The organism is Chromobacterium sp. Ag138, assembly GCF_055181315.1.
Map to the genome: position 1 here is coordinate 1,547,554 of NZ_JBUPWA010000001.1, position 18,719 is coordinate 1,566,272.

The 18,719-nt window shown below is 67.0% G+C and carries 14 protein-coding genes; 7 read left to right on the top strand and 7 right to left on the bottom strand.

What is annotated here, in order from left to right; all coding sequences use genetic code 11:
* Window positions 1-60: 60 nt before the first annotated feature.
* The 3 genes from ACY3GB_RS06880 (at window position 61) to ACY3GB_RS06890 (ending at window position 2,348) form a co-directional block, all read left to right on the top strand.
* Window positions 61-951 (top strand): tyrosinase family protein, encoded by an 891-nt coding sequence (locus tag ACY3GB_RS06880; RefSeq protein ID WP_463088097.1) that lies wholly within the window; start codon window positions 61-63, stop codon window positions 949-951.
* A gap of 145 nt (window positions 952-1,096) precedes the next feature.
* On the top strand, window positions 1,097-1,573 hold the full coding sequence (locus ACY3GB_RS06885; RefSeq protein WP_463088098.1) for a DUF7868 domain-containing protein: 477 nt from the start codon (window positions 1,097-1,099) through the stop codon (window positions 1,571-1,573).
* A 16-nt stretch (window positions 1,574-1,589) separates the two neighbouring features.
* The gene (locus tag ACY3GB_RS06890; RefSeq protein ID WP_463088099.1) at window positions 1,590-2,348 is read left to right on the top strand and encodes a copper chaperone; all 759 of its coding nucleotides are present in this window, start codon (window positions 1,590-1,592) and stop codon (window positions 2,346-2,348) included.
* A 7-nt stretch (window positions 2,349-2,355) separates the two neighbouring features.
* Here ACY3GB_RS06890 and ACY3GB_RS06895 read toward each other — a convergent pair whose 3' ends face one another.
* Window positions 2,356-3,837, bottom strand: a complete 1,482-nt coding sequence (locus tag ACY3GB_RS06895; protein WP_463088100.1) for a hypothetical protein — start codon at window positions 3,835-3,837, stop codon at window positions 2,356-2,358.
* A gap of 434 nt (window positions 3,838-4,271) precedes the next feature.
* Between ACY3GB_RS06895 and ACY3GB_RS06900 the strand changes: the two genes are divergently transcribed.
* The 4 genes from ACY3GB_RS06900 to ACY3GB_RS06915 are packed head-to-tail and all read left to right on the top strand — an operon-like array spanning window position 4,272 to window position 9,347.
* Complete coding sequence (locus ACY3GB_RS06900) at window positions 4,272-5,117, top strand: heme-binding protein (RefSeq protein ID WP_463088101.1); 846 nt, start codon at window positions 4,272-4,274, stop codon at window positions 5,115-5,117.
* 43 nt (window positions 5,118-5,160) lie between these two features.
* On the top strand, window positions 5,161-6,423 hold the full coding sequence (locus ACY3GB_RS06905; RefSeq protein WP_463088102.1) for a ferritin-like domain-containing protein: 1,263 nt from the start codon (window positions 5,161-5,163) through the stop codon (window positions 6,421-6,423).
* 13 nt (window positions 6,424-6,436) lie between these two features.
* Window positions 6,437-8,260 (top strand): LodA/GoxA family CTQ-dependent oxidase, encoded by a 1,824-nt coding sequence (locus ACY3GB_RS06910; RefSeq protein ID WP_463088103.1) that lies wholly within the window; start codon window positions 6,437-6,439, stop codon window positions 8,258-8,260.
* Entirely contained in the window at window positions 8,250-9,347 is a 1,098-nt protein-coding gene (locus ACY3GB_RS06915) for a tryptophan 7-halogenase (RefSeq protein WP_463088104.1), read from the top strand. Before ACY3GB_RS06910 ends, ACY3GB_RS06915 begins: the two co-directional genes overlap by 11 nt.
* A 65-nt stretch (window positions 9,348-9,412) precedes the next feature.
* Here the strand turns inward: ACY3GB_RS06915 and vioE are convergent, their stop codons facing one another.
* The 6 genes from vioE to sph all read right to left on the bottom strand — a co-directional run bounded on the left by vioE (window position 9,413) and on the right by sph (window position 18,584).
* Window positions 9,413-9,988, bottom strand: coding sequence for a violacein biosynthesis enzyme VioE (gene vioE / locus ACY3GB_RS06920; protein ID WP_463088105.1), 576 nt, complete (start codon window positions 9,986-9,988; stop codon window positions 9,413-9,415).
* A gap of 9 nt (window positions 9,989-9,997) precedes the next feature.
* Window positions 9,998-11,119, bottom strand: a complete 1,122-nt coding sequence (vioD, locus tag ACY3GB_RS06925) for a flavin-dependent violacein biosynthesis monooxygenase VioD (RefSeq protein ID WP_463088106.1) — start codon at window positions 11,117-11,119, stop codon at window positions 9,998-10,000.
* A complete protein-coding gene (vioC, locus tag ACY3GB_RS06930; protein ID WP_463088107.1) occupies window positions 11,119-12,408 on the bottom strand; it encodes an NADP-dependent violacein biosynthesis oxygenase VioC in 1,290 nt (429 codons plus the stop codon). The genes vioD and vioC overlap by 1 nt, the downstream gene beginning before the upstream one ends.
* 1 nt (window position 12,409) lies before the next feature.
* On the bottom strand, window positions 12,410-15,406 hold the full coding sequence (gene vioB / locus ACY3GB_RS06935) for an iminophenyl-pyruvate dimer synthase VioB (protein WP_463088108.1): 2,997 nt from the start codon (window positions 15,404-15,406) through the stop codon (window positions 12,410-12,412).
* A gap of 83 nt (window positions 15,407-15,489) precedes the next feature.
* The gene (vioA, locus tag ACY3GB_RS06940) at window positions 15,490-16,746 is read right to left on the bottom strand and encodes a flavin-dependent violacein biosynthesis tryptophan-2 monooxygenase VioA (RefSeq protein WP_463088109.1); all 1,257 of its coding nucleotides are present in this window, start codon (window positions 16,744-16,746) and stop codon (window positions 15,490-15,492) included.
* 308 nt (window positions 16,747-17,054) lie between these two features.
* Window positions 17,055-18,584, bottom strand: a complete 1,530-nt coding sequence (sph, locus tag ACY3GB_RS06945) for a sphingomyelin phosphodiesterase (RefSeq protein ID WP_463088110.1) — start codon at window positions 18,582-18,584, stop codon at window positions 17,055-17,057.
* Between the last annotated feature and the right edge of the window lie 135 nt (window positions 18,585-18,719).

An 18,719-nucleotide genomic window follows, 5' to 3' on the forward strand; every position in this document is an offset into this window, starting at 1 on the left:
GCCCCACCCCTGTCCGGCAGCCCATCGACGCCACGCGACGCCCAACCAGGAGCAGCCGAAATGCCCACCCCCCGCATGCGCAAGGATGTATCCAAGCTGGACGCCAGCGACCAGACGCTGCAATGGTATGCCCGGGCCGTACACGATATGCAGCAACGCCCGCCCGGCGACTCCACCAGTTGGCAGTACCAGGCGGCGGTGCACGGCACGCTGCAGAACCCCTCCACCTTCACTCAGGACCAGAAGCAGGCCTGGGCGCAATGCCAGCACGCCACCTGGTTTTTCCTGCCCTGGCACCGCGTCTATCTGGGCATATTCGAAGACATCGTCTCCGCCACCGTGGCCAAGCTGGGCGGTCCTCAGGACTGGGCGCTGCCGTACTGGAACTACAGCCCGCCTGGCGCCCGGGCGCTGCCCCCCGCCTTCACCGCCAAGCAATTCGCCGGCCTGCCCGGCCAGAACCCGCTGCTGGTGGAGCGCGATCAGGGCAACGACGGCAAGCCTTTTCTGGACAACAAGGCGGTCAGCCTGAGCTGCCTGAAACGCGCCAACTTCGCCGGGCACCTGGCGCCGGGCGGCGACTCCGGCTTCGGCGGGCCGACGCGCGGCCCCAACCACATGGGCGACAGCGACCAGGGACAACTGGAAATGGTGCCGCACGACATGATCCACAGCGATATCGGCGGCCTGATGGGCGACCCCGACACCGCCGCCCAAGACCCCATCTTCTGGCTGCACCACGCCAACATCGACCGGCTGTGGGAGGTGTGGCGCAAAATGGGCAACGCCAACCCCACCGATCCCAAGTGGTTGAGCGCCACCCGCTTCTTCTTCCACGACGCCAGCGGCAAGCCGGCCACCTTCGCCCCGCAGGACGTGGTGGACACCGTGAACGGGCCCTGGCACTACCAATACGACAACCTCGCCAATCCACTGGGCAATGTCCATTAAGAGCCGCTAACAGAACCACGCAGAGAACCTGAGCCAAGGCGCGCCGACGCAGGCAGCCCCCCTGGTGCGACAAGGAGGCGCAACGCAGGATCAGGGGTTTTGTTAGCGGGTCTAACGACGCCAGCCATTACGGGAGCACTCATTCATGTCAACGGAACACCCATGCGAGATGGTGGCCGCCACCCAGGAATCGTTTCCGCTGGCTTCGCGGGACGCCACGGTCAGCCTGTCGATAGAGCCGCCGACCGGCCCGGCGCTGCAGGCGCAGGCCGCGGGCAAGCCGCGCCAGGCCTACCTCCGGGTTGAGCGGGTCACAGGAAAAGGCATGCCGCCGAGCTACGAAATCTATCTGCACCCCCCTGGAGAATCCCAGCCCGGCAGCCGGGAAGAGCTATGCGCCGGCGTGCTGCCGCTGTTCGGCCTGGACAAGGCGTCCCGCCAGGGCGCGGGCCATGCCGGCACCGGCTTGCATTACGTTTTCGACGTCACCGACCTGATGGCGCGGCTGGAGCAGGAGCCCGGCTGGGATCCCAAAGACCTGCGCGTCACCTTCGTCCCGAGGCGGCAGGCCAAGCGCGAAGCAGAAGTCAGGGTGGGTCGGGTCAGCCTGTATTACGAATGAGCCGCGGACCGCCTCGATGCGCGCGCTGACGATGGGCCCCGCCCGCCTCGCCGCGCCGCTGCCTGCCGGCTTGCGACGAACGCGGGACTGGCTGCGGCGGCATCCGGAATGGTGGGTGCTGGCGATTTGCGCAGCGGCGTGGCTATGCCTGCTGCAAAGATCCGGCGGCGTCGGCTTCGCGGCGATCTGCCGCGGCGGGCTCGGCTGGCGGCAACTTGGCGGAGCTCCCGCGCCGGACGGCGGCCTGCCGCTGATGACGGCGGCGATGATGCTGCCGCTGGCGGCGGGCCCCGCCCGATATGCCGCCTTCCACAGCCTGTGGCGGCGGCGGCGCCGGGCGATCGCCGTCTTCCTGTGCGGCTATCTCGGCCTCTGGCTGGCGGCGGCCTGGCTGCTGGATATCGCGGCCGCGCTCTGGCTGTTAGCCGTCAACAGCCTCTCCCTGTCTCTGGCCGGCGCCGCCCTCGCCGCGGCCGCCTGGCAGCTGGGCCCAGGCAAGGCCGCCGCGCTGGCCGCTTGCCACCGCGGCCGCGCGCTGGCGCCATCGGGCTGGGCCGCCAACCGCGATTGCCTGCTGTATGGACTGGAAAACGGCGCCGCCTGCCTGCGCAGCTGCTGGCTGCTGATGCTGCTGCCGGGCGCCGGCGGGCATGGCTTGGTAGTGATGCTGGGCGTCACCGCGCTGGCCGCCGCGGAACGCTACCGCCGGCCGGCCGCCGCCGTTTCCGCGGCCGCGCTGCTGGGCCTGGCGCTATGGCAGGCGATGGCCGCATGACCGCCCCTCATCCGCCTCCGTAGAAACCATCCAGCGAGCACATGTCCAGCGTCTCCTGAACGCGGTAGAAATCGGCGACCTGGTCCATCGCCCGATGCTCCAGCTCCATCATGTAGGCCAGGCTGCCCAGCGCGCGCCGCTGCGCGGCGGCCCCCAGCAGCGAGATCTCGCGGAAGAACAGCTGCGGCAAAGCCGCGCACCCGCCCTCCTGGCAAGCATCGTCCCGGCGTGGAAGCATCCGGTAGGCCGCGCGCGTCTCCTCCACGCCATCCGGCCCCATCTCCTCCAGCCCTTTCATGCCCAGCCCGCACTCGAAAGCCATCAGCGCCGCCAGATAGCCGATGGGATCGTAGCGCCCCAGCACGGTGAAGGCATCGACGTAGGCCTGGAACAAGGGCAGCGGCAAAGCCTGGTCCAGCCAGGCCGACGGCACGCCCAACGCCTCGCATACCGACCGTCCATACACCTCGCGCGCCAGCTCTTCCTGAAAGTAACGGTGGACATGCTGCTTCATCGGCAGCCGCATGCGCCGGGTCATCAACGGCGCGATGATCTCGGCGAAGCGCCTGGAGACATGGTATTGCTCGATGAACAGGCCCTGGACCAGCGAACCGGCCTCCGTGCCTTGCGCGCCCACCTGCCGCGCGAAACGGCTCTCTCCCAGCGTCTCCAGCCCGGACTGCAGGCACTGGCGGGCGCGGCGCATGAAGTTGACGCCGCTGTCCGCCGCCGCCGGCGACGTCCAGCCGCGCAGACGCCGGCGGGCTCCCGCGCAGGGCGCCTGCAGCACCAGATCCACCAGGCACAGCAAGTACGACTCTTCCTGCACCGGGCAATAGAAGCCCAGCACGTCCGGCCTCGCCACCCGCCCCGTCCCGCAGCCCTGGACCGCGCCGCCGGATGCTTCGATGAAGCCCGTCAGCACCCTCCGCCACAGCGGAATCAGTTGCGGCAGATTGTCTTCCAGATAGAGTTTTTGCAGATAGAAGGTCTGCAGCGAGAAATTGTCGCCCCACTCCGGCGCGGCGACATCGTCGATGAAAAACGCGCCGGGAGCGGGCGGCGGCTCGTCCAGCAAATGCAGCATCACCCGCGCGGTGGGGACGCCCTGCCCGCCGCGGTCGCCGGCATCGGACCGCAGGCGCTCGATGCAACGGCCGATCAGCGACTCCTGCTCCAGACGGCGCATCTCCAGCGCGGAGCGGCCGGCCGGCGCGTCCCGGATCAGCGACAGCTCATCCAGCTGGCGCGCCAGCGACAGCTGCCAGGGCTGGGCCGAGCCGGAATGGATGTCGTACCAGATTTCCGCGCCCGGATTGGCCATGGACAGCACGCTGTCCAGCACCCGTCCGCCTTCCACGCCCTTGAAGGCGAGCTTGTACTCGTTGGAATCGGCCGCCAGCACCACGGTCTGTCCATCCTCGTCGAGCTTGGCGCTGAAAGGCACCAGCTGCGGCGCGCGGTATTGGTTGATACGCCTGGCTTCCATTGCGGCCTCCTGCGATAGCGGGCGCGGATGAAACCATTCCGCGCGAAAACTCCGGAATCCACCCCGGATCGACGCAATCCGAAAGGCGCAAATCGATGAGCCGGACTTTCATCTTATGCCGTAACCAGCCCGCAACCACGAGATTCAATCTGTCCCAAATAACTGTTTTTGATAACTTTTCCTCACAATCCGCTCGCCCGGCACGAGACATCGATCCATGGGGCGCATCGCCGCAAACCCCGCCACGCTTGACATGGAGCCGGCCCCGGCTATAACCAGCACATGTCGGATATTCCATACAAGAATAATGGTTAAGTAGTCTTACGAATCCGGCATCATCCGCCGACAAAGGCGGACGACAATATCGCAGTATCGGGTCGGCAACACACCAGGCAGCACACCGTCATCTCGACAATGTCTTGGGAGAGCCAACCATGAACCTCAGCCAATTCCAACGCGCCTCGGCCCCGTTATCGCAAAGCCTGGACAACCTCGGTCCGTTGACCGAGCTGTCCGGCCACTGGACCGGCCATGGCTACAATATGATCGCCGTGCCTAACCACCAGAACGGCGGCATCTTCCGCCTGATCGTCAACGCCACCATCGAAACCATCAGTTTCAGCCCGATAGGCGGGCCGGTGCCGAACCGCGGCTCCAAACAGAACGACATCTTCCTCTACGGCTTGACCTACCTGCAGCAAGTCAGCGACGCCGACACTGGCGAAGGCATACACATCGAACCCGGCATCTGGCTGAACGTGCCAGCCACCACCGCGCCGCACGATCCGCCCACCATCGTGCGCCAGGCCACCATCCCCCATGGCGATTCGCTGCTGGCGCAGGGCCAGGCGTCCAGCGAGGCGCGGGCGCCCAATATCGCGCCGGTCAGCACCATGCCCACCCGGGTGGACGGCAAACCGTTGCCCCTGGGTTATACCGATCCCTACCTGAACGGCAAGTTCCCGCCCGGATTCGACATGCAGAATCCCAACCAGGCCCTGGTGGACGTGCTGAAATATCAGCAGCAGCAGTTGGAGCTCAAGGTGGTGAGCACCACCAATCTGCCGGTCAGCACCCAGGATTCTGGCGGCATCGCCAACATCCCCTTCATCGTCCAGAACGCGGACGCCACCGAAATGAACGCCATCTTCTGGATCGAGACGCTGCAGCGCCCGGACGGCAGCCAGTTCCTCCAGTTGCAGTACACCCAGACCGTGCTGCTGGTATTCGACGAAATCATCTGGCCGCACGTGTCGGTGGCCACGCTGATCAAGCGCTGAGCGCGCCGCGCCGTTTGCCTACCCGACGATTCGCGGAGGAAACATGAGCATCGATTCGAGCAAACCCTTCGGCATGCTGTTCGACCGCATCTACGGCCAGCGCGCCGCCGAAGACCTGGCGGATGCCCGCAAGCCGCTGCAGGACGCGGCCCAGCTGGCGATCCAGGTGGAAATGACCACCATCCCGCCGTATCTGACCGCGCTGTATTCGATCAGCGACCCCAACTGCGAGGCCTACCAGCTGCTGCGCAGCGTGATGATGGAAGAGATGTTCCACATCAACCAGGCCGCCAATCTGCTGGTGGGCATCGGCGGACGCCCCCGGCTGACCGACAGCGCCGCGCCGGTCTATCCCTGTTACCTGCCCCACGCCAACACCAGCACCACGCCCTTCATCGGCCTGTGCCGCGCGTCGGTGGAGGTGTTCAACGACACCTTCACCGCGATCGAAACCCCGGCGCCGCCGCACGCGCCGCCGCGCGGCGACAACTACAGCTACATCGCCCAGCTGTACGACGCGCTGCTGGACGGCCTGGCGACCTATCCGGACCAGGCGGCGCTGTTCCAGCCGAACGCCGACGCCTGTCAGCGGCTGGACATCTACCTCGGCAAGTTCGGCGGCAAACCAGTGCGGGTCACCGACCTCGCCAGCGCCCGGCTGGGCGTGCAGCAGATCGTCCAGCAGGGCGAAGGCAGCGTGCCGGAATCGCAGTCGATGATTCCGATCGAGCCGTGGGCCACCTACAACACCTACGGCGAGCGCACCGACGGCACCTACGGCCCCATCATCGGCTCGCCGTACGAGATGTCGCACTTCAAGAAATTCCGCACCGTGTCGCTGGACAAGGCCGGCTTTCCGCCCACCTACCCCATCGTGTCCAATCCCAAGCGCGGCGACTTCACCAACCCGATGGCCATCCAGCTGGCCGAGCTGTTCGACATCGCCTACAGCCTGATGCTGGATTCGATGGAGCGCAGCTTCGTCGCCGGCCAGTCCAGGGACAGCTTCTTCACACAGGGCTTGCCGCTGATGCACCAGGCGCTGCCCAACCTGGCCCGCAAACTGATGCAGACGCCGCTGCACAAGGACACCGACAGCGACGTCGGCCCCAATGGCGCGCCCACCTATCTGTACCAGCCCGGCAGCAGGCTGGCCGATCTGGCGGCGCGGCTGCCCGCCGCCGTCCAGGTGGCCAGGCAACAGATAGACGACCCGGCGGAGCGCGGCGAGATGGTGGACGCGCTGGAGAGCGTGCGCGACAACGTCAGCCGCCTGGCTGCCGCCCATCAGACCGCACAAGCATGAATCGGGAGCCATCATGATCGAATACCGGATCTACCCCTCCATCGGCATCGCCCGCGTCGGCGACGCGCCGGAGAAGTTCTACATCGAGCCGGACCGCTATTGCGGCCTGCCCGTCATGCCGGACGGCAAGCCGTTCACCCAACAGGATTTTCGCGACGCCGAAGGCCGGCTGTGCCGCCAGGCCGCGCGTTTCAAGGTGTACAAGGTGGAAAACGGCGTCAGCGAGGAGGTGACGCTGAACACCGACGGCGTCCACGCGATACGCTGGACCGCGCACCTGGCCAACAAGAAGCCCAGCTGGTACACCTTCGTGCCGGCTGAGGGCGAAGACGGCTACGCGCCCAACCACCCGCTGCGCAACCCGCAAGCCAAGGACCGCCACGCGCTGCTGATCGACGCCGGCCCACGCCAGATATCGGGCCGCAGCCAGCAAGGCGAGCAGTTCAGCAAGAACACCGTGCCGGACGGCTACGAAGGCGCGCATTTCCCGCCCAGCCCGCTCTATCCGATGCGGGACTCGATCGACACCCTGGGCGAGCTGCGCACCGACCAGGACGGTCGGCTGCTGGTGCTGGGCGGCTACGGCGTGTCCGGCTCCGCCGATCCGGACGCGACCATCACCGACTACGCCAACAACGACGGCTGGTGGGACGACACCTCGGACGGACCGGTCAGCGCGGTGATCGAGTTCTCCGACGGCAGCCGCATCGAGGCGCTGCCGGCCCACGTGCTGGTGGCCCCGCCCAAGTACGCGCCGGAAATCCCCAACCTGATCACGCTGTACGACACCATCTTCGACGCGCTGGTGCGCAGCGGCCACTATCCGGCGCTCTATGAAAACGGCTTCTGGAAATCCGGCGCGGACGGCTTCAAGCCCAATTTCCACACCGAAATCCGCCCGCTGCTGGAGCGCGCGACCTATATGCCGTGGGTGGCCGCCATTCCCCCCAAGCCGCACCATTTCGATTTCGAAAAACTGGGCGCGACCGGAGCGGACGGCCTGGGCGCGCCGGAATACCAGGGCTTTCGCCAGTACATCCTGGACTTCATCCGCCCGCCCTACCAGGAAAACGACATCCTCACCGCCAGCGGCGCGACGATGATGCCGTATCTCGCCGGCGACAACTGCCTGGTGCCCAGCACCGCCACCAGCAAGTACATGCGCCTTACCGACACCCAGTACTTCATGCTGCAGCAATGGGTGGCCGGCTGCTTCGTCAACCACCCAGAGGACGGTGACGCGGCCGAGAGCCTGACCCGGGCGGCGCTGGACAACTGCGTCGGCGGACCGTTCTCGCCCGGCATCGAGATGACCTGGATCTCGCGCAATCCGGCCATCTATGGCCACCCCTTCCGCATCCGCAACCACTTCGTGCCCGAAGGCCCGCTGAGCCTGGATTTCGACCTGAGGCGCGGCATGGAGCCCGGCGACGTCACCCGCTACATGGCCATCCCCTGGCAGGCCGACTTCAACGAATGCTCGTCGCAGCCGCTGGACGGCAGGCGGCTGTGGTGGTGGCCGGCGCAGCGGCCGGAGTTCGTCTATCTGGAACCGCAACCGCAGCCGCAGACGCTGGCAGCCGCCTCGCCCCCGCCGCCGCCCGACCAGGAAACCGGCAAGCAGGTGCCGTGGCTGGGCACCGACTACGACCAGCTGGCCGGCGACTTCATCCAGTTCGCCGACGATATCGACATGGTCAAGTACTGGGCCGGCCTGGGTTTCGTGATGGAAAAGCAGGTGGACGGCGAGCGCCGCTTCGTCGAGGTGGAGCGCGAACTACCCCGGCCGTTCGACCCCGCCCATCCGCCGCGGCCGGAACCGCGCAATGAGCGTTAGCCGCTACCCGGTGGCGATAGCCGGCGCCGGCCCGGCCGGCAGCGCCCTCGCGCTGGCGCTGCAGGCGCTGGGCGTGGAGGCGCTGCTGCTGGACCGGCCGCTGGCCCAGCCCTTCCGCATCGGCGAATCGGCGACGCCGGACGTCGCCGGCCTGCTCTCGCGCCTGGGCGCCGGCCATGCGCTGGACGGCCAGCCGGGCTACCACGGCAACCTCTCGCTGTGGGGGAGCGAGACGCCGCGGCTGGACCACTTCCTGTACCGCGGCCACGGCCACGGCTGGCACCTGGACCGCGCCGGCTTCGACCGCGCGCTGCGGCAGGAGGCGATGGCGCGCGGCGTAACGGTGCTGAGCGAATCCGGCATCGACGCCATCGAGCCTAGCCGCGGCGGCTGGCGGCTGCGGGTGCGCGGCCTGGGCGAAGCGGAGGCGCGGGTGGTGGTGGACGCCGGCGGCCGGCGCTCGCCGCTGGCCGCCAGGCTGGGCATGCCCCGGTACAGGCTGGATCGGCTGCAGGCGCTGGCTTGCCGCGTGGATTGCTCAGGAGAGCTGAGCGGTTATTCGCTGGTGGAGTCCGCGCCTTACGGCTGGTGGTATGCCGCGGCGCTGCCGGACGGCCGCGCGCTGGCGGCGCTGATGACGGACCAGGACCTGGCCCGCGCGCAGGGGCTGGAGCATCCCGCCGATTTTCTGGCCGCCTGGCGCGCCACCCGGCTGCTGTCGGAGCGGCTGCCGCCGCCGCCGCGGATAGACGCCGTGCACGCCTTCGCCGCGCACAGCGGCTGCGTCTCCCGCGCCGCCGGCCCCGGCTGGATCTGCGTCGGCGACGCGCTGATGGGACTGGACCCGCTGACCTCGTCCGGCATCGCCAGCGCGCTCGGCGACGCGCTGGCCGCCGCGCCGGCCATCGCCGCGATGCTGGACGGCGACCTGGCGCCGGCTCGCGCCTACGCCAAGCGCGCCGACGACTGCTTCCGCCGCTACCTGGCGGAGCGGCGGCGGCATTACCGGCAGGAAAACCGCTGGCCAGAGCGGCCGTTCTGGCAGCGCCGCGCCTTCGCGCCCGCGGCGCTGGCCGTTCCCGCCTGATCCGCTCCCGGCGACGACAACGGGGCTGCCCGAAAGCAGCCCCGTTTTTCTGCCCGATCCGAACGCTAACGCTTGGCGGCGAAAACGGCGTCGGGAATTTCGGCCGCGCTGACGTTGGGGAAATCGCGCAGCGAGGCGCGCGACGCCTCGTCCCCGGTCACCATTCTCAGCGGCTCGCCGCTGGCGGCGTCCAGATACAGCGTGGACGGCCCCTTGCCCGGACGCTGGTAGCGCCAGCCGTCGGCCTCGCGGCCCAGCACCTCGCGGCGGCCGATGAAGCGGGCACCCAGCCGGCGCAGCACGTCGCGCGGCAGGAACAGCTCGGCGAACGGGCCGGTCTCGTCGTCCAGCGGACGCTCGCACAGCTGCTCGTCCGCGGCGGTCCGCTCGCGGCCGTAGGCCACCTTCTGCTTCCAGGTGAGGCCGCTGGCGGCGTTGCCGACCTCGGACATCCACAGCCGGTAGCCGGTGTCGCGCTCCGACCAGGGATTGAACAGGCCGTCTATCCGACAGACATCGCGCTCGTAGTCGAACCAGCAGTAGCCGGACGTCAGTTGGTCATCCGGCAGCATCGGACTCCAGTACGACACGTAGGCGCTGCTCCAGCGCGCCGGCAGCAGCGGCGGTTCCCGGTTTTCCATGCGGCCTCCTCAGCGCTGCAGCGCGTAGCGCAGGTTCTGCGCCAGCGCTTCCGGCATTGGCGGCAGCGACTTGCGGCGCGCGTCGAAGCTCTGCACGAACTCGGCACTGGACAAGTGCATGCGCTCCTCCACCGTCTCGAACCAGACCCGGCTGTTGTCGGCATGGCTGCGGAATAGCTGGACCAGCGGCAGCGCGCGCTCCTCGAAGCTCCGCAGCGCGGCCGGCACGTCTGCCTCGGCGCACAGCGCCTTCACCAGCAACTGGGCGATCACCACCGCCATCGTGGTGCCATGGCCGATGGAGAAGTGGCCGGACTGCAGCGCGTCTCCCAGCAGCACCAGCTTGCCGTCGTGGCAGCGATCGTGGCTCAGCGTCATGAAATTGCGCCAGCCGAGGCCGGGCTGGCTCACCAGGCCGTGGCCGCCCAGCTCGGTCTGGAACACCTTGGCCACGTATTCGGCCGACGCTTCGTCGGACATCTCGCCCAGGCGGGCGCGGGCATAGGTCTCCTCGCTGCACTCGACGACGAAGGTGCTCATCGTGTCCGAGTACTTGTAGGCATGGGCGATGAAGATGTCCTTGCCGTGGGTGCGGAACACCAGGTTCATCTGGTCGAACAGCTGGCTGGTGCCGTACCAGATGTACTTGTTGCGGCCGTAGTCCACCTGCGGCGCCAGCGCCTCGGTGAAGTGCGAGGTCTTGTGATTGACGCCATTGGCCAGCGCCACCAGGTCGTAGTCGGCCAGCGGCAGCTCGCCATGCTCCAGCAGAGGCGATTCGAAGCGGATGGCGATGCCCTGCGAGCGGCACTTGTCACGCAAGGCGTGCACCAGGCCGCGGCGCTCCACGCCGCACAGCAGCACGCCGGTGCTCATCAGGCTGGGTTCGTTGTGATGGACCAGCTTGAAGTCCTCGAGGAACTGCGGGTTGAGCTTCTCCGGCGCGTCCAGGTAGGACAGCGGATTGGCCGGATGCTGGCCGGGCCGGCCGGGCAGCACCACGCCCCAGCCCAGCACTTCCTGCTCGTCGTTCTTTTCGACGATGTCTATCGCCCACTGCGGACGCGCCTGTTTCAGTTGGCTGGCGAACACCAGGCCGGCCGGCCCCGCGCCGATGACCAGAACTTTCATCAGTTGACCCTTCCTATCTTGTACCAAACGTTCTGCTTTCTCTGGATCTGCTGCAGCCTGTCGTATGGTTCCGACGTGAAGTACAGCTTCTCCGCCATGTCCGGCGGGTAAAGGCCGGGAAACTTGCTATGCATGTAGCGGGTGTAGCGGGCCCGCATGAAGAAGATGGGGTTGGAGCGGCTGAGCACGTCGTAGTTGGCGCGCGCCATGTCCTGCATCGCATCGGCCTGCACCTTGCGCAGCTCGGTGAATTCGGGGAAGGCCTTGTCCTGATCGCCCTGATGGCGGTCCAGCAGCTCGACGAAGGTGCGGGCGTCCTCCAGCGCCATATTCATGCCCTGGCCGAGGAAGGGCGCTGTGGCGTGGGCGGCGTCGCCCAGCAGCAGCACATTGCCCTTGTAATGGAAGGTGCTGGAGCGGACATTGATCAGGTCGTTGCTGGGCTTGGCCAGGAACTGGCGCAGCATCTCCTCGCGCGCGTCCCGCGGCAGGCCGCCGAAGTAACGGTCGAAAAAGGCGCGCATCGCAGACTCGTCGGTAGTCGTCAGGCTGGGGCTGCCGCTGTAGGGCAGGCAGATGGCGATGCTGACGCTGCCGTCCGGTATGGTGGCGGCGCGGCCAGCGAACTGGCCGCCGGAATCCATGCCGAAAAAGTACAGCGTGTCCTTGCGGTAGCCCAGCGCCTCGGCGTCCGGCAGCACCAGCGTCTTGTAGCCGTGGCGGAAGAAAGTCTGCTGGAATTCGAAACGGCGCAGGCCGCTCTGCATCGCCTGCCTCACCGCCGAATGCGCGCCGTCGGCGCCGACGATCATGTCGCCCTGGAGCCGCTGCGGCTGGCCGTCCCGGCCCTGGATCAGCACTGACTTGCCATCCAGATCCACGTCCAGGCACTTGTGCTCGAAGTAGTAGCGGACGCCGGCCAGATTGGCGTATTTGTTCAGCAGTTTCTGAAACGCCGCGCGGTTGAGCGACAGCGGGCGGAAATCCTCCAGCGGCTTCAACGGCCGCATCCGGTGCTGGCCGCCGACCGAGAACGCCATCGCCACGATGGGCTCGCCGCAGGCTTCCAGCTCCGCGCGCGGGATGCCGGCGGCCAGCACCGACTTGATGCCGCGCACCGTCATGCTGACGCCTATCGCCCGCGAGCTGACCACGTCCACGTAAGACGACAAATCCTGCAGCGGGTCGCCGCGCTTTTCCACCACGTGGACCTCGTAGCCGCGCTTCGCCAGGTAGATGGCGGTCAAACCGCCGGCGAGCCCGCCTCCGACTATGATTGCTTTTTTCATTTCAGGCCTCTCTAGAAAGCTTTCCACAAGCCAAGTCCAGCATCTGCCGGCGGTAGAAATCCAGCAGCTCCAATTGCGCTTCGGGCAGCCAGCCCGGCGCCAGCGCCGCCGCCGTCTCCTGCAGCCGCTCGCAGCGCCGCGCCAGCATCCGGCAGCCCAGCGCGTAGTCGTCGTAGCTGCGGGTGTCCACCGGGCCGGGCAACGGCGGTCCGGCGGTGCGTCCGGCGCTGCCCGACGGCAGATTCATCAGCGCGCAGGACAACGGCCGGAGCAGGCCGGTCATCAGGTCGATCGCCGCGTTCATCAGCCGCGAACGCCTGAGGCTGCCCAGCGGCTTCACCGCGAAATGCTGCGCCATCATCGCGAACATCAGTTCGTACACGCCCTGGTACATGCCCATCAGCGCCCGCGCCCGCTCATCTTCGACGCGCTGGCAGCCCGGCTCCTCATCCAGCACCGGATTGCGCAGCGCCGGCAGCGCCGGCTCGAACGGCGCGGGCTGCGCCATGATGCGGGCCGCCAGTTCGCGCAGCCGCTGGAAATGGGAGTGCTCGTAGTGCGGCGAATCCAGCGCCCCGCCCTCGCCCTGGTCGGTGACGAAGGCGATGCCGAACAGCGCGCTGTCGCGGTCGAACACCTCCAGCTGGTAGCCGGGATTCGCGCGGTTGGTCAGCTCGTTGAGAAACAGGTGGTGCTCGCCGCCGCGCTTGCCGGCCTCGCCGTCGAACAGGTCCGGCAGTTCGAGGAAGGCCTGGCGGATCGCGGCGTAGAAATCGGCGATGGATTTGCCCGGCGCCGGGATGAAGTGCGGCCATTCCAGCCGGACGAAGCGCGCTAGCGCCGACTCCGAGAACGGCTCCAGCGCGAACTCGGTGTCCAGGCCGAACGCCTGCCGCGCCGCCTCGCCCATCAGCGGCACGCCGGCGTAGAACGGCTCGCCCAGCGCCATCAGCAGATTGTTCACCACCAGGTAGTGGATCATCTCCTCGTGGGCGATCTCCAGCAGCGCGGCGCGGATGCCGCCGTCGCGGCGCCGGTCGCCGCTGCCGCAGGCCAGCCGCAGCTGTTCCGGGGTCCACGCGCCGTCGGCCACGCGCTGCTGGCCCTGGGCGTAATTGGGAATGGAATAGGCGGCGTACAAATACTGCAGCATCACCGACAATTCCAGATCCACCGCCTTGCGCAGCTCGGCCGCCAGCTCCGCCTTGCTCGCGATGCGCGCCGGATCGGCCGGCGGCGGCGCCAGCAGCCTGGCCTCGCCCTCGACATGGGCCAGGTATTTGAGGAACAGCCTGGCCTTGGGCGCCGACAGCTCGCGGGTGCTGGGCATGTAATAACTCTTGTTCCGGTTCTGCGGATCGCACATCTGCCACATCAGCCTGGCGTAGGTCTCGCACTTGCAGCGGTCGGCCAGGCTGAACACCTTGTCGGACATGAACGGGTAGATCAGCTCGTAGTAGGCCATCACGTGCCGGTACAGGAAGGCGTAATCGACCTCGTCCACCGTCGCGTCGTCCAGTTCCCAGTCGTCCGGCAGCACCCGCAGCTGGATCGCCTCCTCGCCATCGCCTAGCACTATGCGCGCCGGACCGGGCCGCAGGCCGGTCAGCCGCCACTCGGCGGCGATGCCGTCCTGGCGCGCCTCCACCCCGGCCAGGCCCATGCCCTCGATCCGGTAAGGAATGTCCGCGCGCGCGCGCGCCTCGCCGCGGAAATAGCTGCGCAGCGCGATGTCTTCCGGAAAGAAACGACCATGGCGGCGGTCAGGCGCCTCCAGGTAAAGATTGGCGGCGTCGGACTGGGTGACCCAGTCCTGCTCCCGCCACTCCGCTAGCTCGCTGGACAGCGTCAGCGAGCCTCTGGGCTCGCGCAGCAACGGCACCTCGACGATGCCGTGGTTCGTCCAGTAATCCTGGTACAGCGCCTGCGGCACCCGCGCCAGCAACGCGCCGTCCTCGTCGCGCAGCAACAGGTCGCCCAACGGCAGCTTGGCGCCGAGATCGGGCGTCAGCCTGTCCGGCGCGGACGGCTGCGCCGCGCGGGCGGTGAACGGGATGGCGCAAGCCAGATTCAGCGCCGCGCGGCCGCCGCTTACGCGCAGCGTCAGATCGCCCAGCCCGGGCTGGCGCGGACGCAGCAGCCGGCCGGCCGGATAGCTGGCCAGCTCGCCGCGGCGCCACAGGCCGACCACGCCGACCATATCGTGGAACACCGGCGAATTGGGTTGCGGCGGCGTCGACATATTGAACAGAACATACTGCACCGCCAGGCCCAGCACATCGTCGTCCTCCAGCGCCAGCTGCAGCCTGCGCCAGGCTTCGGAATCGAACTGCCCGGGGTGGAACAGGAAATGCGGATGGCTCTTGGGCACGGAAAACTGGAACAGCCGCGCCAGGCCGAATTCCTCGTCCAGGAAATGGCCGCCGCGCTCGGCGATGTGGCCGCCGCGCGTCCAGCGCGCGCCGTGGCTGTCGTCGATGTCGGCGGTGAACAGCCAGGGCGTGCCCGGCCCGGCGCCGGCCGGGCTGATCGTGAATTGGCCGGCGTAGATCTGCACCGCGTCGCGGCGGGTGGGATCGTTGTCCACCCAGCGCGCGCGGTTGAAGGTGGTGCGCAGGTAATCGTTGTAGTGCCCCCACAGCGCCAGCTTGGCGCCGACCAGGCCGTCGCCATGGTCCGGTTCGCCGCCGTCCAGCCGCACGTGGCTGACGGTGACGCCCTCCCAGGAGAAATGGTTGTTGCCGGCCGCGTTGTAGCCTTCCGCCAGGCCGAACGGCCCCTCCGGGTCAGGCCGGCCGTCCAGGCCGAAACGCGGCTGCAGCGATTGCAGGTGGCGGTGGAATTCGGTCGGATGGCGCGCGAGGTCGAACGGCTCGCCATGGATCGACACCGCGTTGCGGGCCATATCGATCTGGCCGTGCGGATCGCGGTTGGCGGTGGGCGCGTTGACCCGCGCCCAGCCGCGAAAATGGATGCGTGGAAAATCCAGAATGCTCATGTGTCTCCCAAGCGGTCATGACTGGCGACCGCCGCCCGGACATCGGGCGGCGACGCGATGCGGCGGCTTTGCCTCGGCCCCGTTCAAGCGGAGAGACGCTGCAACAGCAGCCTGCTGGCCTCGCGGGCGCTCAGCAGGCCGCCCTCCATCCAGCCGCAGTGCTCGGTGTAAGCGTCCGAGCAGGCGATGATGCCGCTGTCGCGGTGGCTCAGCGCGGACGGGTGGTCGATGCCGCTGTCGCGGCAGAACTCGACGCCGTGCGCCCAGTACTTGTGCACGTGGACCCGGGGCTGGGGGATGCGCTCGCGGGCGATGCCCAGCGCGCTGGCGAGATAGGTGCGGATCTGCTCCAGATAACCGTCCTCGCCCTCGGCCACGCAGCCCCGCCAGTAATCGGCCATCTCGCTGTCGGTGTAGAAGAACAGGTATTTGTCGCCCTTGAAGTAGATCTTGCGCAGCGGGTTGTCGACGATCAGCACCTGGTCATCCAGCTTGTAATCCAGCCACCAGGGTTCGCCATAGGTCAGAAAGCCCTTGAACAGCGGCAGCGAGCCGTAGCGCGCGCCGTTCCACGCCTCGGGAAAATTGACGTTGAGTCCGGCCATCGCCGACGGCGGGACCGCCAGGATCAGGTGGCGGGCGCGGTGCTCCAGCTTCCAGCCGTCGTCGCCGGCCAGTTGCAGGCGGTAGCCGTCGCCGTCGGCCTCGACCGACAGCAGGCGGTAGCCCAGGCTGAAGCGCGCGCCGGCAGCCTTGACCTTGGCCTTGATCTGCTGGATCAGGCCATCGAAACCCTGCTCCGCCGAAAACCACTGGTTGGCGTCGTTGTCGGTCACGCTCTGGATTTCCGGATGCTTGCCGACGATGTCGTAAGCCATCTCGGCCGAGATGTCGGGCAGGAACAAGGCGTCATAGCCCATCGAGCGGATCATGCCGACCGCGCTCTCCTTGCCCTGATAGCGGCTGACGAACTGGAGAAAGGATTCCTTGCCGTGCTCCTCCAGCCTGGAGGACAGCTCGCTCATCGCCCGCTTCAGCTTCTGCTGGGTATGGTTTTTGAATTTCAGCTGGGTGAATGGGTAGATTTCGCTCTTCTGGCTGTAATGCTGCATCGCGCGCTGGAAATGCGGGTGCAGTTGCGGCGAGTACCGTCCGGCGCCCAGCTCTATCGCGGCCTTGCCGTCCAGCGTTTTCGAGCGGATGCGGCCTCCCGCTTCCTGCTGCATGTCGAAAATGCGCAGAGACAGGCCGCGACAGGCAGGCGAGTCGAGCAGATGGCTGGCGCAGGTCAGGCCGCTGATGCCGGCGCCGACAATGCAGATATCGGAGGAATGCTTCATCGCGAATGTCCCTTTGACTGTTCGGTTCACGCCCGCCGCGCGGCATCGGTGGACGGGCACGGACGATGTAAATGCTTGGCACTCTCGCCTCGAAATCGGGATGCAGCCTCTTGTATCCTCGTCATGACCAGTTTTTGGCATGAAATTTATAATGCATTTAATTTTTTAAAAATATATGCATTTGTAATTTTCAGACACATTAGTTTAACTGACTCGATTTATCAACTATCTTGTTTGACAAAATGGTTGATCCTGTTCCAAGAGCCAGGGCGTGACGTGGAGAAACAGCAACAAGAGGCTGCCCGCCGTCAACGACGCTTGGCGTATGACAATTGTCCGCGCCAGTCCAGATACTGGGGCGCGGCCCCTATCCCCACCCTGAAGCGCTCCCCGCTCCCCACGGCCGGCTGCCACAGGTAGAGCTGGTCGGCATGGCCGCCGCCGGCCCAGGCGGTCAGGTAATAGTCGGCGGCGCGCGCCCAATCCTTGAACGATACTTCGTCGCCGTCCTGCAGGCAGCCGTCCGGCCGGCTGTGATTGACCAGCCTCAGTTCCGGCGAGCGGTTCAACGGCCCCTGGGCGGTGTAATACGCGTACTGGTTGCCGCCGGCCGTTCCCCACCAAGTCCAGAACCAGCCGGGCCGATCGGCCCGCTCCAGACGCACGTATTCGCCAGACCGGATGCAGCCGTTGTCGCGCATGGAAAAGTTGTTGGACAAATTGAAACGCGCCCGCGCGCCCGCCGCTGCGGCGTCGGTCTTCAGCCAGCCGTCGTTGGCGTCTCCGGCCTGGACATAACGGCCGCTGGCCAGGTTCTGCAGGAAGACCTGGCGGTAGGTGCCCGGCTGCGCGGTCAGCGAGCGGGTCGGCGTGGCGGCGTCGGCCCAGGCGAAGGCCTGCACCGGGTAGTGGTCGCTGAAATCGGTGTAGGCATAGGTCTGCTTCACCACCGCCGATTGCGCCGTCCACTGCGGCGACGGCGCGTCCAGCGCCTGGTTGTGCCAGGCGGAAGGCTGGCGGTGGCCTTTCAACGCCAGGATGTAGTCAAGGTATTCCGGCGCGTCGCCGCCGCGCGCGCCGTAGCGCTCCAGCGCGATGCCGTTGCCGGCGGTGTCGAAGCTGTGCGGCATGCCGGCGTAGCGCGGCTCGCTGGCCTGCAGGATGTCCAGCATCGCCCGGTACTCGGCGGTCTTGTAGCGGTCGGTATTCATGTCGCCGGCGACGATCACCGTCTCGTCAGCCGGCAAATGGCGCGATTGGACCCAGGCCGCGATCTCGCGCAGCTGGGCCTGGCGCACGCCGATGTCGGCGTGGTTGGCGCAGCCGCTGTCCTCGGATTGCAGATGGGTGCCGATCACATGATAGAACTGGCCGTTGACGGCGATCCTGGCATACGCGAAACCTTTCAGCGCCTGCCCGTCCCAGCTGCAGCCGGGCGTCTGGAACAGGTACTGCCGCTTCTCGACGATGGGCCAGCGGCTGGCGATGGCCACGCCGCCATCCTCCGGCTTCATCCCGTTCCAGCCCTCGGTGCCGTCCCAACCCTGCTGCGAACGGCCGATCACCGGCGTCTGGTAGGGAAAGCGCGGCTTGAGCAAGGCCTGCAGCCGCTCCGACGCGGCGTTGTCCTGCAACTCCTGGAACACCAGCACATCCTGTCGCTGGAGGATGGGCGAAGCCGCCATCAGCTCGACACGCCGCATCTGGCCGTAGTTGGGATACAGCGCCTGCGGCAGCAGCATAGCGTTCCAGGTGGCGAGCTTCAGGTCGTCGGGATAGGCGGCATGAGAGGCGGCGGGCAGCAGCGCCGCGCACAGCAGAAAACGCCAGGCTTTCATCGGACATCCTTTGGTGGGTGAAGGAAGCGGCAAAGACTGGATCAGTTTTCTTTCACTATGGTTAATTACCTTAAAATTAATATTCCATTTACATTTTCAATACATATTCGCCTCGCCAGCCCCCCCATGAAAGAC